General features: G+C 71.3%; 19 protein-coding genes and 2 pseudogenes. 11 read left to right on the forward strand and 10 right to left on the reverse strand.

Translation table 11 applies throughout. The features are described 5' to 3' along the window. Positions 1 to 242 precede the first annotated feature (242 nt). From AC5WAM_RS04060 to AC5WAM_RS04075, 4 genes and pseudogenes are all read left to right on the forward strand, one after another. A complete protein-coding gene (locus AC5WAM_RS04060; protein ID WP_495521601.1) occupies positions 243 to 527 on the forward strand; it encodes a polyprenyl synthetase in 285 nt (94 codons plus the stop codon). Beyond that, a complete protein-coding gene (locus tag AC5WAM_RS04065; RefSeq protein ID WP_495523497.1) occupies positions 520 to 1,572 on the forward strand; it encodes a polyprenyl synthetase family protein in 1,053 nt (350 codons plus the stop codon). Before AC5WAM_RS04060 ends, AC5WAM_RS04065 begins: the two co-directional genes overlap by 8 nt. 52 nt (positions 1,573 to 1,624) lie before the next feature. Then, a complete protein-coding gene (locus AC5WAM_RS04070) occupies positions 1,625 to 2,788 on the forward strand; it encodes an oxygenase MpaB family protein (RefSeq protein ID WP_495521602.1) in 1,164 nt (387 codons plus the stop codon). 270 nt (positions 2,789 to 3,058) lie between these two features. Next, a pseudogene (locus AC5WAM_RS04075) lies at positions 3,059 to 3,355 on the forward strand (transposase family protein); the annotation flags it as partial. 30 nt (positions 3,356 to 3,385) lie between these two features. Here AC5WAM_RS04075 and AC5WAM_RS04080 read toward each other — a convergent pair. Continuing rightward, positions 3,386 to 3,598: a hypothetical protein gene (locus tag AC5WAM_RS04080; protein WP_495521603.1), complete on the reverse strand. Its 213-nt coding sequence runs from the start codon at positions 3,596 to 3,598 to the stop codon at positions 3,386 to 3,388. A 104-nt stretch (positions 3,599 to 3,702) separates the two neighbouring features. Further along, positions 3,703 to 4,173: an LD-carboxypeptidase gene (locus AC5WAM_RS04085; RefSeq protein ID WP_495523498.1), complete on the reverse strand. Its 471-nt coding sequence runs from the start codon at positions 4,171 to 4,173 to the stop codon at positions 3,703 to 3,705. Positions 4,174 to 4,896: 723 nt separating this feature from the next. Here AC5WAM_RS04085 and AC5WAM_RS04090 point away from each other — a divergent pair. Next, positions 4,897 to 5,697 (forward strand): annotated as a pseudogene (locus AC5WAM_RS04090) (IS5 family transposase). Between the two features lie 378 nt (positions 5,698 to 6,075). Here the strand turns inward: AC5WAM_RS04090 and AC5WAM_RS04095 are convergent. Continuing rightward, a complete protein-coding gene (locus AC5WAM_RS04095) occupies positions 6,076 to 6,891 on the reverse strand; it encodes an IS5 family transposase (protein WP_495521604.1) in 816 nt (271 codons plus the stop codon). Between the two features lie 174 nt (positions 6,892 to 7,065). Here AC5WAM_RS04095 and AC5WAM_RS04100 point away from each other — a divergent pair, with 174 nt between their 5' ends. Beyond that, positions 7,066 to 7,401, forward strand: a complete 336-nt coding sequence (locus tag AC5WAM_RS04100) for an ATP-binding protein (protein ID WP_495521605.1) — start codon at positions 7,066 to 7,068, stop codon at positions 7,399 to 7,401. 45 nt (positions 7,402 to 7,446) lie between these two features. Here the strand turns inward: AC5WAM_RS04100 and AC5WAM_RS04105 are convergent, their stop codons facing one another. Then, positions 7,447 to 7,803 (reverse strand): hypothetical protein, encoded by a 357-nt coding sequence (locus tag AC5WAM_RS04105; RefSeq protein ID WP_495521606.1) that lies wholly within the window; start codon positions 7,801 to 7,803, stop codon positions 7,447 to 7,449. Positions 7,804 to 7,959: 156 nt separating this feature from the next. After that, positions 7,960 to 8,142, reverse strand: coding sequence for a hypothetical protein (locus tag AC5WAM_RS04110; RefSeq protein ID WP_495521607.1), 183 nt, complete (start codon positions 8,140 to 8,142; stop codon positions 7,960 to 7,962). A gap of 1,222 nt (positions 8,143 to 9,364) precedes the next feature. Here AC5WAM_RS04110 and dhaK point away from each other — a divergent pair. The 3 genes from dhaK to AC5WAM_RS04125 all read left to right on the forward strand — a co-directional run bounded on the left by dhaK (position 9,365) and on the right by AC5WAM_RS04125 (position 11,523). Next, the gene (gene dhaK / locus AC5WAM_RS04115; RefSeq protein ID WP_495521608.1) at positions 9,365 to 10,357 is read left to right on the forward strand and encodes a dihydroxyacetone kinase subunit DhaK; all 993 of its coding nucleotides are present in this window, start codon (positions 9,365 to 9,367) and stop codon (positions 10,355 to 10,357) included. A 79-nt stretch (positions 10,358 to 10,436) separates the two neighbouring features. Next, positions 10,437 to 11,069, forward strand: coding sequence for a dihydroxyacetone kinase subunit DhaL (gene dhaL / locus AC5WAM_RS04120; protein WP_366794844.1), 633 nt, complete (start codon positions 10,437 to 10,439; stop codon positions 11,067 to 11,069). A gap of 37 nt (positions 11,070 to 11,106) precedes the next feature. Next, positions 11,107 to 11,523, forward strand: coding sequence for a PTS-dependent dihydroxyacetone kinase phosphotransferase subunit DhaM (locus AC5WAM_RS04125; protein WP_495523499.1), 417 nt, complete (start codon positions 11,107 to 11,109; stop codon positions 11,521 to 11,523). Positions 11,524 to 11,536: 13 nt separating this feature from the next. On the opposite strand, the gene AC5WAM_RS04130 is transcribed toward AC5WAM_RS04125, so the two are convergent. The 4 genes from AC5WAM_RS04130 to AC5WAM_RS04145 are packed head-to-tail and all read right to left on the reverse strand — an operon-like array spanning position 11,537 to position 14,961. Beyond that, on the reverse strand, positions 11,537 to 12,532 hold the full coding sequence (locus AC5WAM_RS04130; protein ID WP_495521609.1) for an ROK family protein: 996 nt from the start codon (positions 12,530 to 12,532) through the stop codon (positions 11,537 to 11,539). 31 nt (positions 12,533 to 12,563) lie between these two features. Then, positions 12,564 to 13,616: an ROK family protein gene (locus AC5WAM_RS04135; RefSeq protein WP_366794842.1), complete on the reverse strand. Its 1,053-nt coding sequence runs from the start codon at positions 13,614 to 13,616 to the stop codon at positions 12,564 to 12,566. Positions 13,617 to 13,658: 42 nt separating this feature from the next. Continuing rightward, the gene (locus AC5WAM_RS04140) at positions 13,659 to 14,417 is read right to left on the reverse strand and encodes a hypothetical protein (protein ID WP_495521610.1); all 759 of its coding nucleotides are present in this window, start codon (positions 14,415 to 14,417) and stop codon (positions 13,659 to 13,661) included. Positions 14,418 to 14,448: 31 nt separating this feature from the next. Then, complete coding sequence (locus AC5WAM_RS04145; protein WP_366794840.1) at positions 14,449 to 14,961, reverse strand: RNA polymerase sigma factor; 513 nt, start codon at positions 14,959 to 14,961, stop codon at positions 14,449 to 14,451. Positions 14,962 to 15,114: 153 nt separating this feature from the next. Here AC5WAM_RS04145 and AC5WAM_RS04150 point away from each other — a divergent pair, with 153 nt between their 5' ends. Continuing rightward, positions 15,115 to 15,315 carry a hypothetical protein gene (locus AC5WAM_RS04150; protein ID WP_172381722.1) on the forward strand — a complete coding sequence of 67 codons (201 nt, stop codon included), beginning with the start codon at positions 15,115 to 15,117 and terminating at the stop codon, positions 15,313 to 15,315. An 80-nt stretch (positions 15,316 to 15,395) separates the two neighbouring features. On the opposite strand, the gene AC5WAM_RS04155 is transcribed toward AC5WAM_RS04150, so the two are convergent. Next, positions 15,396 to 16,262, reverse strand: coding sequence for a GNAT family N-acetyltransferase (locus tag AC5WAM_RS04155; protein WP_495521611.1), 867 nt, complete (start codon positions 16,260 to 16,262; stop codon positions 15,396 to 15,398). Between the two features lie 185 nt (positions 16,263 to 16,447). Between AC5WAM_RS04155 and AC5WAM_RS04160 the strand changes: the two genes are divergently transcribed. Continuing rightward, a complete protein-coding gene (locus AC5WAM_RS04160; RefSeq protein ID WP_495521612.1) occupies positions 16,448 to 17,629 on the forward strand; it encodes an alpha/beta hydrolase family protein in 1,182 nt (393 codons plus the stop codon). The last annotated feature ends 3 nt before the right edge of the window (positions 17,630 to 17,632 follow it).

Genomic DNA, 17,632 nt, shown 5'->3' on the forward strand with positions numbered 1-17,632 from the left:
ATGATGAAAAGCCCTTCCGTCAACAGCCCGCCCCCGGGGCTGTCTGCTGTTGCCTTTGTGAACCCGGGAGGGACCCGGCAACCCGGACCTCGTTCGGCACTCGTGCCCGGCTGGCCGGAGGCCGACTATCACATTTCCGATGCTGCGTTTCACTCGATCGGGCAATCACGGCGGAGCGCGAATTCCGTGCCGCTACCGTGAATTCCGCAGGTGGCGGATTCGCGATCGCGCAGGAGGACGGTATGGCATCGACACCAACAGGGCCGGGTCGGGAGCGGCAGGCGCTATGGCTCGCCGCCGGCCTGGCGGACCTGGCGCTCAGCGTCGCCGGGTCCGCTATGGGAGCGGTGAGGCAGCTACTGCGCCGCTCCGACGGCTCCGAGCTCGTCCAAGACGCGCAGCAGGACCTGATGGCGCGCGGCCGCATCGCCTTGGACCGCGTCACCCCGGCCGCCGCCCCGGCCCATCTGGAGGTCCTGGCCCAGCGGGTGGTGGCGCGGCGTGCCGCGTGCGGCGGCGATGGCTGAGGGCTGGGACCCGGCCCGGTTCAAGGAGCGCGTCGACGCCCTCCTGCACGGGTTCCTGGAGGAGGAGGCCGTGCGGCTCGTGGGCCTGGACGAGGCGCTGGAGCCGGTGGCCGGGCAGCTGAAAGCGGCCGCGGGCCACGGCAAGCGGCTGCGGGCGGCGTTCTGCTACTGGGGGTGGCGGGCGGGCGGCCAGCCCCACAACGAGGAACTGCTGCGGGCGGCGGCGTCCATGGAGCTGGTCCACGCGGCGGCGACCGTCCACGACGATCTCATCGACGACAGCCCGCTGCGCCACGGCCTGCCCACCGCCCACGTCGCCCTGCGGGCCGCTCTCGCCGGCCGGCCGCGAGCGCACGGTGCCGCTCGCTCGCTGGCGATGCTGGTCGGCGACCACCTGATGGCGCTGGCCGGCCAGCTGTTCGCCGACTGCGGCCTGCCCGCCGCCTACCTGGCCCGGGCCCGGCCGCTGTGGTCGGACCTCGCGCGGGAGCTGATCGCGGGCGAATGCCTGGAGATTTTGGCCACCGGTGGCACCCCGGACCCGGAGGTGTCGCTGAAGGTCGTCCGCTACAAGACGGCCAAGTACACCGTCGAGCAGCCCCTGCTCATAGGCGCCCTGCTCGCCGGTGCCCCGCCGGGGCTGCGGCAGGCCCTGTCCGCGTACGGGCTCGCGCTGGGCGAGGCGTTCCAGCTGCGCGATGACCTGCTGGGCCTGTTCGGAGAGCAGGAGTCCACAGGCAAGGCGAGTTTGGACGACCTCCGCGGCCGGCGCCCGACCGCGTTGCTGGCTCTCACCTGGCAGGCTGCGCAGCCCGCGCAGCGCGAGCACCTGGCCGCCGTCCTGGGCCGCCGCGACCTGGACGAGAGCCACCTGCGCGAGGTCCGCGAACTGATGGCACAGCTCAAGGCCCCTCAGCAGGTCGAGGACCTGATCACAGCACGGACGCGGGAGGCCGCGCGTCACCTCGGCGGGGCCGCTGTCCCCGCGCAGGCCCGCCGCACGCTGACCGACCTCGCCCAGCGCGCCACCGACCGCCGTACGTGACCTGCCCGCGCGAGGGCACCAGCGCCCCGCAGGCCCTTGGGGAAGGAACAACATGCCCTACACCGAGACCTCGATGGACACCCTGCGCGAGGCGGGGGACGAGCTCGCCGACGCGGTGGTCGCCACGCTGTTCGAGCGGGGGGAGGTCGGCACGTTCAACACGCTGATGCGCTACGTCTCCACCGCCGGCTCGCCGCTGCCCGACGGGCTGCCGGAGGTGGCCCGCGAGTACCTCCACACCACCAGCGTGCCCCCGGCGTGGGTCGACTGGAACGAGATGGAGAAGGCCCGGCTGTTCTTCATCGACAACAACGTCCACATCACCACCGCGCTGTCCTTCGCCTCGATGCCCGCCTGCTACCTCGTGCCACACGTCGCCCGGCTGCTGTCGGCCACACACGGGCTGAACTACCCGTCCAAGCGGATGGCGGAGACCGGCCAGTTCACCGTCTACCTGATGCAGCCCGGCGCCTTCGAAGCCGGCAGCCGCTTCATCCCGGCCGCGCAGAAGGTCCGCCTCCTGCACGCCTCCATCCGCCACCACCTGACACGCGAGGACCGCTGGGACGCCCAGGCTCTGGGAGTGCCGATCTGCCAGGAGGACATGATCGGCGGGCAGATGTTCTTCTCCCTGCTCGTCCTGGACAGCCTCCACCGGCTCGGCATCCACATGACCACCGAAGGCGCCGAAGCGTACTTCTACGCCTGGCGCGTAGTCGGCGCCATGCTCGGCGTCGACCAGGCTGCCGTACCCACGACCCTGGACGACGCCCGGCAGTTCCTCGACCTCTACATGCTCCGCCACATGGGTCCCTCCGACGAGGGCGCCCACCTCACCCGCCAACTGATCGACCTGTACGAGGAGGTCGTCCCGGGCACCTTCTTCGACCCGATCGTCTCCGCCCTCATCCGCCACCTCGTCGGCGACACCAGCGCCGACTGGCTCCAAGTGCCCCGCACCGCCTGGGACGCCCTCGTCAAAGCCGTCCCCGCACTGCTCGGCGTCCTGGAGACCATCGAGGACCACTCACCACTGGGCGCGTGGGCCCTGGACCACCTCGGCCACCTCACCACCGTCTTCGAGCTCGCCTCCCTCACCCGCGGCCGCGTCATGCACTACGCCATCCCCGAACACCTCAAGAAGGACTACGGCGTCAGCAGCACCGTGCCACCCACGCGCCGCTGGCCCCCACCCGCCCCCAGCCCGTCCCTCTGAGCCGCAGGCCGGCACCCCGCACCCCCGCCGACCCTGTCTGCGCGAACCCGGTGGTCCTCCAGCCCCGGCAAGACACCCGCCGTGCCCCCTGCGCACCTGGCCGCTCTTCCCGTCGGCCTCGCCCGAGACAGCGGCCAGCGAGATCTTTCCAACCTCGTGGGGAGACAAGGCAGTTGATGCGGTGGAACGACAAAGCCCCTGATGGATGGGTTGTCGACCAAGAGCAACCTTCTCTGTCAGGAGCTTCGCTGTGCTTGTCCACTCGGGACCGCCCGCGCCCACGGCCTACTGGACGCGTTCGACACCACCGGCGTCATCTGCTGGGCGGATAGGGCGTACCAAGGTGCTGGCCACGCCGTTCGCTTCCCCTATCGCCGCCGCTGGGGCGGGCTCTTCGCAGGGCAGAAGGCCGTCAACCGCGCTCACGTGAAGATCCGCGCGCCCGGTGAACAAGCCATGGCGACCCTCAGGACTTGGCGGCTCCTGCGCAAGCTCCAGTGCCGCACCCCCCGCGTCACTGACCTGGTCAAGGCGGTCCTCACCTTGGAGCTGACCGCTTCAGCCTGAGGATGCGGAATCCTTACTGATCCGCGTTGCTCAGCCGATCGGACCGCCGCCATGAGCGGCCCGTACTGCCGGTTCGAGCAGCGACAACGTCTGTTGCTGCGCATCGAGGGCGACGCGGATGCCGACCGGCATCGGCAGATAGCTCCACACATGCGATGCGTGGCCGCCCATCTCCTCCCAGAAGAGCACCGCGCCGTCGAACCAGTCGAGCGGCAGGGCGTAACGCGTCGCCTGGGCCAGCACGATGCGATTGATCAGCCCCCCGATCAGCCGGCCTTCGGTGCGGCCGGCACGCCAGCACTCCCACGACGCACTGGCAGGCAGCGGACCGATCGCCTCAGGGCCGCTCAGCAGCGTCGAGTAGAGCTTCTCAAGCTCCGCTTGGCGCGTTGCGGCGCGGCCTGCCAGTGCCCGCCCAGTCCAGGGGTGGCCAGATCGGCGTGGAATCCGACCAGGCCCGTGTGCGCGTAGAGCACCAGATGCAGCAGCGAGATGTCGCTGTAGCCGAGGATCGGCTTGGGATCGGCCGTGATCGCCTCAACGTCGATCAGGTCGAGGTAACCGAGCACCGTCGCGCCGCCGTCATGCGCGACGACCGCGCGCACCTCAGGATCACGCAGAAGAGCGTTGAGCTCCTCGGCGATCTCCACCGGCCGGGCCGCGCTCCACCGATGGCGCCGCCCGGCTTCGAGCAGCGGCGCGAGACGCACGCGGAATCCCATCCGCTCGAGCACGGCTACCGCCCGCTCCAGATCGGGGACGTACCTGACATCGAGCGGCCCGGACAACGACGCGATGACGACGAGGTCTCCGGGCACCAAGGCGCGAGGCCGAAGCGGTTGAGGCAGTGCAACACGGGTCACCGAGACAGTGCCCCGGTGCCTGCAATGACACGCTACATATTTACGGATCGACTCCCTCCCCAGGTTGGAAAGGGCTCACTCTTCCCGGCCGCCCAACGCCGGCACATCTCTCTTTCCGCAGCTGTGAACCCCACGGAAGCGCAACCCCACCCCGCGCGACCCGCGTTCTGCATCGGTGTGCAACCGCGCGCCCGCGCGCATCACAGGCCCCCGCTGCCGCGACGCGCCCCCAAGACCTCTCTGTCCAACCGCCCCTCGGGCCTCACCCCGGCCGTCACCACTTTGTTCCGCAGCGACGAACGAACCGTGATGATCGAGTCGCTCACCAGCATGAAAGCCATCCTCGGTGCTGAGTCCCTCGCCATCGTCGACGACATGTCGAAGCTCAAGGGCACCGGGCACCTGCCCGCTCATATCGGAAACGCACCCGTCCTCCGGGACTCCGCCGCAGGGCCCCTAACGCAAGCAGCGGGGTGAGGCACTCCCCACACCCAGGCTGTCCTGCTCTCACTGGCCTGTCGGCGCGTCGACCCTAGCGGCCGTGCTTCGAGACAAGCGGCCGCTCCCCCGCTACCTCCCGCCAGTGCTCTAAGAACTCCTAACGCAATACGGGTAGCCGTGACTTCCGGAGAGTCGTGGCGGTTGCTTGGGTGTGGGCAAGCGAACCCTCAACCCTGGCTGGTTGACGATGAGTTGTGGTCACGGATTGAGCTGCTGCTGCCGATGTCACCAGCAGGAGCACGGCGACCGGGCCGGAAGAAGGTGCTGCAGGACCGCAAGGTGCTGTGCGGCATCCCCTTCGTCCTCTACACCGGCATCCAGTGGAAATGGCTGCCCCAGGAGCTCGGGCTCGGCTCCGGGATGACCTGCGGGCGCCGCTTGCGGGACTGGAACAACGCGGGAGTATGGCAACGGCTGCACGAGGTACTGCTGGACGAACTGCGGGCCACCGACCGCCTGGACCTGTCACGGGCGGTGACCGACAGCTCCCACATCCGGGTGCTCAAAGGCGGCCCAAAACCGGACGGAGCCCCGTCGACCGCGGTCGGCCGGGCTCCAAGCACCACGTGATCTGCGACGCCACTGGCATCCCGCCGGCTGTGACGCTGACCGGCGGCAACCGTAACGACGTCACCCAGCTGATGCCCCTGCTGGCCGCGTTTGCCGCGCATCCGCGGCAAACGCGGCCGGCCCCGTCAGCGGCCCAGGGAGATCCACGCCGACCGCGGCTACGACCACGACTGCTACCGCCGCCAGGTCTGGGCAAGGGGCATCAAGCCCGTCATCGCCCGCCGCGGCACCGCCCATGGCGCCGGACTGGGAACCACACGGTGGGTCGCCGAACAGGCCATCGCACTGCTGCACTGGTGCGGCCGCCTGCGCATCCGCTGGGAAACCCGCGCCGACATCCACGAAGCCTTCCTGAAACTGGCCTGCTCACTCATCTGCTGGCGACGCCTGCGAACCACGTTGCGTTAGGAGTTCTAAGCGGCTTGGCGCGGGCCATGCGGATCGTCCCACCGAAATGGTCCCAGCCGGGCGGTAGCGGGTGAGCCGCCGCGATGTCCAGCCAGGCGCCACATCCGGTCCTTGCGCTCGCCCCTCCCCGAGACGATGCTGCCAGGACCGGGAGGGACACTTCGGGACTGCCCCTCTGCCAGGGAGGGATCGACGGCCGTCCTCACGGAAGCACGGACTGCCCCCTGCGTGCGTCCAGTTTCTTGCATCTCATCCGCTCGCAGAGAGCCCGTTTGGCCCTGCTGTGGGGACCGTTGGGTCCAATCGTGGGGAGGCGTCCAAGTAGCAAGCCGGTCAGTTGCTATCAGCGCGAGGCCGCTTGACGCTTAAGACCGTGTCCTACATGGTCAGTTTGAGTAAACGTTTGTAGCAGCACAGTGCGGCGGCGAGGCCAAGAAAGGCCAGGTAGTTGCGGGGGTGGCGCTCATAGCGGTGGGTGAGTCTGTGGTAGCCGGTCATCCAGGACATGGTGCGTTCAATCACCCACCTTCGTCGCCCGAGTCGTTCGTTGGACTCGATACCCTTGCGGGCGATGCGGACGCCGATGCGTTTGCCCCACAGCCATCGCCGCAGGTGAGGAATGTCGTACGCCTTGTCGGCGTGCAGCCGTGTGGGCTTGGAATCGGCTGCGTAGGTTTCGTGTCCCATGTGGAAATGGGACAGCATCGGCTTCAGGGCAAGGCTGTCGTGGGTGTTGGCCGCGGAGAGTCCGACTCGGAGGGGCAGGCCGTCCGCATCGGACAGGATGTGCATCTTGGAACCGGGCTTACCCCGGTCCACGGGCTCGGACCTGCAAGTTCGCCCCCCCCTTTTCGCGCGGACGTGAGCCGAGTCGAGGACTGCACGGGACAAGTCCACCAGGCCCTGCTCGTCCAGAAGCTGGAGAACCCGCTGGTGCAGTCGGCCCCAAACTCCGGCACGCGACCAGATGAGAAACCGGCGGTGCACGGTCGACTTCGACGCGCCAAAGCAGGGCGGCAAAGCGCGCCAGGCGCATCCGCTGACCAGCACGTAGACGATCGCAGCGAAGACGGCCTCGTCATCAATGTTCGCAACCCCGCCGCCCTGCGGGCGCACCCGTGCCGGCGGCAGCAACGGCCTGGCAAGCTCCCACAGCCCGTCCAGAACGATCCATCCCCACCGTCCACTCCCCATGCTCGGCACAACTGTCAACTGACCGTGTAGGACTCGGTCTAAGCGCGAGCGGCCACGCCCAGTTGTGTGAACCGAGAAATCACCCGCCCCAAGGGCCAAGTGCCCGCTCCTGTACGTCGCTTCAGCGTGTAGCTGTCGAGTACCCGTAGAGGGGCCCGTCTGGCGAGGCTCCTGGTGACGGAGCAACTGCGGGCGTGGGGGCTTCCGTTGGAGGCCACGGGTCAGATCATCGCCGAGCTGGCGAGCAATGCGGTGGTGTACGGGCGTGTGCCCGCGCGGGACTTCAGGGTCTCGCTGGCCGCGAGCGTCGAGGTGTTGCGTATCGGGGTGATGGATACGCGGGGTGACCGGCTGCCGGAGGTGCGGGAGCCGGGCGGCGAGGAGGAGACGGCCCGGGGCCTGCTGATCGTGGCGGCGCTCTCGGACCGGTGGGGCGTGGAGCTGGGGCTGGAGCCGCTGAAGACGGTGTGGGCGGAGCTGGACGTGCGTCAGGGCCCGCACCGGGGCTGATGCGCCGGTGCGGGCCCTGGTCCGGTCGGAACCGGAGCGTCAATGTCAGTCGCTGAAGTACACGGAGCGGAACTTCATGTCCGCACCGCCCTCGCCCGTGTCTGCGCGCAGGACGTACTCCGTGCCCTCACAGTCCGGCTCCGAGTAGACGTACGCCTTGTCGTCCGTGCGGTTGTAAGGCGAGCGCGCGGGCTTTTCCGCGGTCACGTCCGGGGTCGTATCCGAAATGTTGTGACATTGATTGCTCTCAGGCTCGAACAGCTTGTCCCTCTTGAGGTCGCCGTTCGAGTCGACGTACTGGTAGCGGAACTCACCGGTCGTGGCGGAGGCGGAGCCGGGAGTGGCGAGGAGGAACGTCAGGGCGCAGGCGGCGGCGAAGGCGATGGCGCGTAGGCGCAACACGGGGAGTCCTTACGTGGAGGGGGGTTGCTCAGGTTTTCCCGAGTTACCCGGCAAAGCCACTGATAGGCCTTGTTTCACCCGAACGGGCGCTAGGAACGTTTCTGTTCTCATTCGGGCCGACCCGGCGCGGGCGGTGCCCGCGCCGGGGGAAGGCGATTAGAGGGTGCCGGTGACGTTGGTGACGGTCACCACGAGACCCGTGATCAGGTTCTGGACCGTGGCGACGGCCGAGGCGGCGGTGGCGTCGACGGTGCCGGGGCCGGGGGCCGCGGAGGCGGGGGTGACGAGGAGGCCGAGGAACGCGACGGTTCCCAGGAGGACGGCGGTGGTGCGACGCATGGCGATGTGCCTTTCGCGACGGCGGAGGTGAAGACCGGCTCGACCGATGCGAGCCGAACCCCACAACGCCGCAGGTAGATCGTCGGACATGCGTCACATACGTAGATCACCCGAACGTGCGCAAAACGTTTCCCTTGGCCCGCCAGAGGGCACGAGGACGCCGCCCTGTGAGTCCCTTCGGCTCCGAGCCGTAGGCGTCATCGCTAGCGGGTCAGGAGTTGCTCGTCATCCTGCGCGGGACGCGGATCCGCCCCGCGTCGGATGACGGCGTGGGCCGCGGCCGCCGCGACGGCCTCCGGGGTGACCATCGCCCCGCCGAAACCGGCAAGGGCCCGGCCTCCGGTCCGCAGGCTGGCGGCGTGTCCAAACGCCTCCTCCGACTCACCACATAGGACACGGTCTAAGGCACCTCTCGGAGTGAGCCCGAGCTGAATCGCGCGACCTCCTGCCTTTCGCCCAAGCGCCTTGACTGCTTGACTTCGGACATTGAGATGCCTCGAAGCCTCCCTGATCAGTATCTGATTGAGCTGGCGGAGCGCGTTCGGACGGTCAGGCGCCTCGTTCAGGGCGTCGGCGGAGCTCATCAGGCGGTCGATCAACCTATGGAACGACTCTGGGAGATAGGCAGGTTCCTCGTGCGGCTCGGCCGGCATTTCATCGAGGATCTCCGCCACTCAGCGGCGCCGGGTCGATCCGTCGTGCATCCGGCCCATGCCGAGTTCGGCGAAGAGATCGACGAGGGTACACGTTGGAGCAATACGGGAAACTTCGGCTCCAACGCGCTGCTGAGATCTCCGGACCGGGATTCCCGCACACCGGGTCGCCAAGACATTCGAGCACCCTCTTCTTGCTGAACGTCACGCCGCAGTGCCCTGCCCGCCGCTGCCCCCCCCACCGAGCCAACCTCGTGCTCGTGCCGCCCCTCCTGACGGAGCCGACAGAGAGCGGTCACGGGCACGTGGGCCCCTGCGGAGCGTCCGCGCACGTGACCTTCGCCGCCGCAAGGCCAATACTGCAGATGGCAGCACTCACACCGACCCGCGTCCAACCGGCTCGCAAGCCTGACGACCCGTCACCAAGGTCTGCAACGGGTCAGCATCAGCACCGCCGGAGGCCGCTTCCGACCGCCACGAACCGCCACGATCCACAACTCGCGCAATGCCCTTTGACCAGCTACAACGCCCGTTTCAGGCCCACCTGTTAAGCTCACCAGGAGGTACCCGTGAGGATGCTCATCAACGTGGCGGAGACCGTGGTCGCGGACGCGCTCAGGGGGATGGCGGCCGCGCATCCGGAGCTGGCCGTGGACGTGGAGAACCGCGTGGTCGCGCGGAGGGACGCGCCCGTCGCCGGGAAGGTCGCGGTCGTCTCCGGCGGGGGCTCGGGGCACGAGCCCTTGCACGGTGGGTTCGTGGGGCCCGGGATGCTCTCGGCCGCGTGCCCCGGCGAGGTGTTCACCTCGCCCGTGCCGGACCAGATGGTGCGTGCGGCGGCCGCCGTGGACAGCGGTGCGGGTGTGCTGTTCGTGGTGAAGAACTACACCGGTGACGTACTGAACTTCGACATGGCCGCCGAACTCGCCCAGGACGAGGGCGTCCAGATCGCCAAGGTCCTGGTCGACGACGACGTGGCGGTCACCGACAGCCTCTACACGGCGGGGCGGCGCGGCACCGGCGCGACCCTGTTCGTGGAGAAGCTCGCGGGCGCGGCGGCCGAGGAGGGCAGGCCGCTGGCGCGCGTCGAGGCGATAGCCCGGCGCGTCAACGACACCTCCCGCAGTTTCGGCGTCGCGCTCAGCGCCTGCTCCACGCCCGCGAAGGGCTCCCCCACCTTCGACCTGCCCGCGGGCGAACTGGAGCTGGGCGTCGGCATCCACGGCGAGCCGGGCCGCGAGCGGCGGCCGATGATGACGTCCGGCGAGATCGCCGACTTCCCCGTGAACGCCGTCGTCGAGGACCTCGGCCCGCGCGACCCGGTGCTCGTCCTCGTCAACGGCATGGGCGCCACCCCGCTCCTGGAGCTGTACGGCTTCACCGCGGAGGTGCACCGCGTGCTCCGCGAGCGCGGCGTGGCCGTGGCCCGCACCCTCGTCGGCAGCTACGTGACGTCCCTCGACATGGCGGGCGCCTCGGTGACGCTGTGCCAGATCGATGAGGAGCTGCTGCGCCTGTGGGACGCGCCGGTACGCACGGCGGCGCTGCGCTGGGGCATGTGACACCCCCGTACCGGCGCGCGTGCGGTGCGTGCCGCCCGCCGCGGAGACGTCCCACGAACCCCCGACGCGAGGAGGCCCCGTGCTCGACGCCGACTTCTTCCACCGCTGGCTGACCTCGGTCGCGGCGGCCGTGGAGCGCGAGGCGGACCGGCTCACCGAGTTGGACTCGCCGATCGGCGACGCCGACCACGGCGGCAATCTGCGCCGCGGCTTCACCGCCGTCGTCGCCGCCCTGGAGAAGGAGGCACCCGCCGCCCCGGGCGCCGTCCTGACCCTCGCGGGGCGGCAGCTGATCTCCACGGTGGGTGGCGCGTCCGGCCCGCTGTACGGCACGCTGCTGCGCCGCACGGGCACGGCGCTGGGCGCGGAGCCGCAGGTCAGCGCGGCGGACTTCGCCGCCGCGCTGCGCGCGGGCGTGGCCGCGGTGGCCGCCCTGGGTGGCGCCGCGCCCGGCGACAAGACGATGCTGGACGCGCTGGTCCCGGGCGCCGACGCCCTGCCCACGTCGTTCGCGGCGGCCCGGGAGGCGGCCCGCCAGGGGGCGTTGGCGACGATCCCGCTCCAGGCCCGCAAGGGCAGGGCGAGCTATCTGGGCGCGCGCAGCGTCGGCCACCAGGACCCGGGGGCGGCTTCCTCGGCCCTGCTGTTCGAGGCCCTCGCCGACGCTGCCGAAGCCACCGCCACCGCCACCGGGGAGACGCCCGGTGAGTGACGGCCCCCGGGACACGGACCGGCACGTGGGCCAGCACCTGGGCCAGCACCCGGACGAACGCGTAGGCATCGTCCTCGTCTCCCACAGCGCCGCCGTGGCGGAGTCCGTCGCGGCCCTCGCCCTGGGCCTCGCGAGCGGTGGCGGTGCCGCCCCCGTCGCTCCTGCGGGCGGCACCGCCGACGGCGGCCTCGGCACCAGCTCCGACCTCGTCGCTGCCGCCGCCCGCCGGGTCGACCGGGGCGCGGGCGTGGCGATCCTCGCCGACCTGGGCAGTGCCGTCCTCACCGTGCGGGCCCTCATCGCCGATGGGGAGGAACTCCCCGCCCTGACCCGCCTGGTGGACGCGCCCTTCGTCGAGGGCGCGGTCGCGGCGGTCGTCACGGCGTCGACGGGAGCGGACCTCACCGCCGTGGCTGCGGCGGCGCAGGACGCGTACCGCTACCGGAAGGTGTGACGCCCGGCGGGGCTCAGCCGACCGCCGTGCGCTCGGTCTCCAGGCGGTGCGGGCAGTTGCCGTCGCGGGCGAGGAGTGCGGCGCCGACCCACCCCGCCCCCGGGCCGCAGCGGGTCAGCCGGACGTCCGGCAGGGCGCGGTGGGCGCGCGCGGTGACGTACCGCTCGAAGCTCGCGCGCACCGGGGTGAGCAGGGGTTCACCGGCCTCGGCCACGCCGCCGCCGAGGACGACCAGCTCGACGTCGAAGAGGTTCACGAGGGTCGCGATGCCGATGCCGAGCCAGTGGCCGACCCGGGCCAGCTGCGCCCGCGCGGCGGGGTCCCCGGCCTGGGCGGCGGCGGTGACGTCCTCGCCCGTGACCCGGGGCCGGTCCGGGCCCGCCGCCGGTGTGGCGTAGCGCGCCAGTGCCGGGCCGGAGGCCAGGGGTTCCAGGCAGCCGACGGTGCCGCAGCCGCAGCGCTCGCTCCCGTGCGGGTCGACGATCATGTGCCCGATCTCGGTGCCGATGCCGGTCCTGCCGCGGAAGAGCCGGTCGTCGAGGACGAGGCCGCCACCCACACCGGTGCCGACGGTGACGAACGCCATGTAGGAGGCGCGGTGTCCGAGGTGGTACTCGGCCCAGCACGCGGTGTTCGCGTCGTTGTCGACCACGGTCGGCAGGCCGGTCGCGTCCGCCAGCAGTCCGCGCAGCGGTGCGTCCCGGAACGCGCTGTTGGGGGCCGTGCGGACGCGGCCGTCGGGCCAGTCGACGAGCCCGGCCACGCCCACGCCGACACCCGCGACACCGGGGTGGCGGGAGCGCAGCGCCTCGATCAGCCGCACGGCCGTCGTGAGCATCGCTTCCTGGTCGGCCGCGGGGCACGGCACCGCGGGCACGCGTTCCACGACGTGCCCGTCGGCGTCGACGACTCCGGCGGCGATCTTCGTACCGCCGACGTCGAGCCCGACGAAGAGGCCGGCGGACGGCCCGAGGGAGGAAAGGGTGGGAAGGGAGGGAAAGGGATCCATGGGGTCTTCTCCTAAAGGGGTGGGGCGGCGCTCAGTGGGGTTGGAGCCGCACTCCGAAACAGTTCTGCAGCGCGATGAGGGCCGCGCCGTGCGCGCCCCGGTCGGCGACCAGTGGCTTGGTGACGAGGTGGCAGTCGCGGTTGTCGTGGAAGGCGTACGAGCGGTAGGTGCCGACCGCGCTCAGGAACGCGTTCGCCGCGCGGTGGCCGCGGCCGCTGATGAGCAGGCTGTCGGCGGCGTACAGGACGACGTGGCTCGGGCCGAACAGGGTCAGCAGATGCGCGAGTCCGCGGGCGACCGAGGTGCCCGCCTTGCGGAAGGCGGCGACCGCGGCCAAGGCGTGCGGGTCGTCGCCGTCGGCGAGGTCCACCGCCGCTTCCAGACCGTCCAGTTCACGGCCCGTGATGTCCTTGATCGCCCCGGTCAGCGCCCGGTTGCCGACCTGGCTCTCGATGCAGCCGCGCATGCCGCAGTCACAGACGCGCCCCTGCGGCCACACCCGCAGGTGACCGAACTCCATGGGCACGCTGAGGCGTTCGCGCCGCACCACCATGCCCGCGCCCACGCCGTCGCGCACGAGCACGACGCCGAAGGTGTCCGCGCGGCGCCCCACGCCCAGCGTCTGTTCGTAGGCGGCGAAGGCGTGCGCGTCGTTCTCGACGACGGTGTCCCAGCCGGTGGCGGCCATGAGCCGGGGGCCGAGCGGGAACTCCACCCACTCGTAGGGCGGCGGCTTCTCCGTCCCGTGGTCGTCGGGTCCGTTGACCAGGTGCCGCACCAGGCCCGTGTCCGCGTCGACGGGCCCGCCGACCTGGACGCCGACGCACACCCGGTTCCGGGGGAAGGAGCGCCCCAGCTTGCTGTCGGCGAGGGAGCGGATCAGCGCGGCCGCGCGCTGGACGACCGCCTCGGGCTCCATGTCGGACAGGTCCGTACGGGACCGGGCGGTCACCACTCCCTCGCTGGTGACGATGACACCGGCGAGTTTGTACGGGAGCACCTCGATCCCTATCGCGTAGTGTCCGTGGTCGAGTTCGTACGACCGCCGAAGGACCCGCCGCACCTTCGCGTCGTATCCGTCCATGGTCCGATCCCCCCGGGGTCGTCTCTGCCGTGAGCGGGCGGGTCAGGGCGGGAAGCCGGGGCCGACGATGTCGGGGTGGCGCTCGACCGCGGTGCGGACCGCGCGCCGGGTCAGGGCGACCACCTCGTCCATGTCGTACTCCTCGACGCCTCCGACGCGGCGCAGTCGCGCTCCGCCCTCGGCGGTCGCGGCCGCCCCCACCCGCTGGACGAGGCGCGGCTCGCCCGTGTCCTGGAACGCGTCGTCCGGCGCGCCGATGTCGATGAGCCTGCTCGCCCGGTAGGCGTAGGGCAGATGCCGCACGCACTCCGTGAGGAACGCGGCCTTCGCCTCCGTCCCCGCCGTGCCGGGCGGGAGCGCGCTCTCCGGCCGTTCCAGCTGGTCGCGGAAGGTGTTCACCGAGCGTGCCACCGTCTCCACGACGAGGTCGTCGACCTCGTCGCGGCGCGGCCCGGCCCCCGCGTACCCGGACGTCGCGATCGCCGCGAGCCAGAGCTGGACGATCTGGAGGCCGTAGACCACCCAGTCGGCGCGGGCGCCGAAGTCGGAGGTGTAGGCCTCCAGTTCCCGTGCCCCGCCCCGGCCGCGCGCGTGCGCGTCGAGGACCGTCCGCAGCCGGGCCTCCACCTCGTCCGACGTGAGGTCCGCGTCGACCTCGGACCGGACCTTCTGGAGATACCGTTCGAACGCGGGGTGCACCTTCAGTTCGGCGCCCGTCCGAGGCGGCGGGCTGACACGGATCGACGTGGGATTCCGGCTGTCCCCCATGCGCATGTGCGCCTCCTCCCTCTCGTTCTTCATGGGCCCGGCTCGTTCTTCCTGGGCACGGCGGTCACGGTCCGCCCTCCGGCTGTTCGCCCTCGATGCTGCGCCGCAGCGCGGTCCGCGCGTGCCGCAAGTGGCTGCGCACCGTGCTCACTTCCGTCTTGAGCAGCTCGGCGATCTCGTCCGTGGAGTAGCCGTCCACGTAGAGGGCCACCACGGCCCGCTGCCGCGGGGGCAGTTCGAGGAGGCGCTGGCGCACCCATTCCTTCTCGTCCGGATCGTCGTAGCTCTGGACGGCCTGGGGGCACAGGCAGGCCTGCCACTCGCCGTTGGTCCGTTTGCGGTCGCGTTCCGCGATCTTCAGGTACTTGTGCCAGGCCACCTTGCGGACCCAGCCGTACGGGCGGCGGCAGTTCGGCCAGATGCCCGCGAGTTCGAGCATGGCCTCCTGCGCGACGTCCTTGGCCTCCTCCACCGTGGCCCCGGCCGCGGCCAGGCCGCGGACGAGGCGGGGGTATTCCGCTCTGAAGAACTCGGAGAACTCCGGTGGGACGGCCCCGTGGACACCTAGAGGGCTCACGCAGCCACCTCCTCGGCTCGGTCTCCCTATAGGTCCCTCCACAGGCCGTTCGCGTGCAAGGAAGGCGGCACTTTTCCTCCACGCGGCGGGAGTTGCACGCCGACGGCTCGAAATCGCCCCCTTTTTGACAAGCGTGAAGGAGGCAGGGCACTCATGAAGTGGAAGACCCGGACACGGCACGAGGACGACAACGCGGACCGGCGCTCCCGGCGCCCCTCCCCCGCCGAGGTCGTGAAGCTCGTCAACGGCACGGCGATGGGCGTGGGCGGGGCCTATGTGCTGACGTCGTCGGCGCTGATCGCGGTCCTCGCGGGGGTGCTTGCGGTGGTGTTGGCGGCGCTGTACTTCCTGTAGGGGACGGGGCCCGCCCGGGCCGGAGGGGTTGCAGGCCTGCCGGGTCGCCGCTCAACGGCCCGGGGCAGGGCGGTCCCGGCCTAGGCGTCCCGGTACCGGTCCCGCACCTCGGGAAGGTGCCGGTACCCTGCCGACGCGTAGGTCGCGACGGCCCCGGCGTTGGAGCTCGGCGTGCAGACGACCGCGCTCGACGAGCCGAGCCGCTGGAGCGCGGCCGCCGCAGCGACGCTGATCGCCTTCCCGTGGCCGCGCCCGCGGTGGTCCCGGTGCACGCCCAGCGGCTCGAGGAGTCCGGGCCTGCCCGGGCCCGCCGACCACACCGTCGCCGCCGCCACGGCGTCACCCCGGTCGTCGTACGCGATCAGGCACCGGGCGGCGGCGTACGGCGCCCCGGCCGCCATCGCGTGCCAGCCCTCGGCCGTGAACGTCGACCCGTCGAACGAGGCCCGGTGCAGGGCGGCCCGCAGGTGCGCCCGCTCCGGGCCGATCTCCTCGATGCGTACGCCGGGGTCCTCGACCGGCCGCGTCAGGTCGCGGCGGAGCGGCGTCCACGGCTCGTCGGTCGGCCAGCCGAGCTCGCCCAGCAGGTCGTCGACCAGGGCGCCCGGCGGCGCCTCGACGTTCACCCGTCCGGCGGGCAGCACGCCGCGCTCCGGCTCGCTCGCGTCCTCGGCCACCTGCCGCGCCAGTTCCGCGTCCCGCAGGGCACCGGGCGCGGTCGTCAGCCGCAGCAGGCGGGGGCCGTCGAGCAGCCCGACGGCGAGGATCCGGCCGTCGCGGCTCCACGTCCGGACCGCCGCGGCCGTCTCCTCCGCACCCGTGCGGCAGTACCAGCCGAGGTCCCCCGGATGGAGCTGCGTCGGCGCCCCTTCGGCCTGCCACTCCCGCAGCGCGCCCACGGCCCCGCCGAGACCGTCGGCCTCCGGCTTTCCCACAACGATCGTCATGCCGCTCATCACACCCCGCCGCGCGGTCGGTCCGCACCTGGTTTTCGCCGGGTCACGGACTGGCTCTCCAGGGCTACTTCACGGGTTGGCTCCACGGCGGGATTCCCCACGGATCCGCCGTTCCTACGGTGGTTCCACCGAGGCCGGCACCCCTGTGCACGGCCACCGAGAGAAGGGTCGTGGACATGTCCTCCCATCGTCGTGGAGCCGTTGCCGTCCTGCTGGCCGGTGCGGTCGCGCTGACCGCCTGTGGCTCCGGGGCCGCGGCCGCGGCATCCGGCACCGCGGACCGCCGGGAGAAGCAGGAGCCGCGGCTCGCGCTTCCCGCTCCCACCGGTGCGTACGCGGTGGGCCGGGACTCGCTGCACCTCGTCGACAAGGCCCGCCGCGACCCGTGGGTGCCGAAGGCGGGCGCCCGCGAGCTGATGGTGTCGCTGTACTACCCGGCGTACCGCCCGGCGCGGAAGGCAACCGGCGCACCGGCTCCGTACCTGAGCGTCGAGGGCGCCCGGGCCTTCCTGAAGGAGATGAAGGTGGAGCTCCCCGCCGAGGTCCTGAACACCACCCGGACCCATACGTTCGCGGGCGCCAGAGCCAGGTCAGGGACGTTCCCGCTGGTCGTCCTCTCGCCGGGCTTCAGGACGCCGGGAGCCGTCCTCACCGGCCTGGCCGAGGACCTGACCAGCCGCGGCTACGTCGTGGCGGTGGTCGACCACGCCTACGAGGCCGCCGGGGTCGCCTTCCCGGGCAAGGGCGTCCTGCCGTGCGCGGCGTGCGGAAGGATCGGCCCCACCACCTTCCGGCCCGCCGCGGAGGGACGCGCCAAGGACCTCCGTTTCGTCCTGGACCGGTTGATCGGGAAGACGTCGCCGTGGAAGCACGCGGACCTCATCGACAAGAGCAGGGTCGCCCTCGGCGGGCACTCCCTGGGCGGCGCCGCGGCCGCGGCCACCATGGCGCGGGACTCCCGCGTACGGGCCGGAGTGAACATGGACGGCCCCTTCGTCGACAGCGGTGACGCGTCAGGCCTGTCCGGCCGCCCCCTTCTGATGATGGGCACCGAGGCCGACCACAGCCCCGGCGGCGAGGACGCCAGCTGGGACGTGACCTGGAAGCGCCTCGAAGGCTGGAAGCGGTGGCTCACGCTCTCCGGCGCGGACCACTTCGCGTTCACCGATCTGGCGCCGCTGGCCGGGCAGTTGGGCGAGGACGACCCCGAGGGCCTGCCGGGCAGGCGGGCCGCGGAGATCACGCGGGACTACACGGGGGCGTTCTTCGACGCGTGGCTGCGCCACCGGCCCACGCGCCTGTTCGACGGGCCGAGCGCGGCCAACCCCGAGGTCGTCTTCCAGCACCCACCGCGCTGAGGC

Source organism: Streptomyces sp. JLYT201 (genome assembly GCF_059448825.1).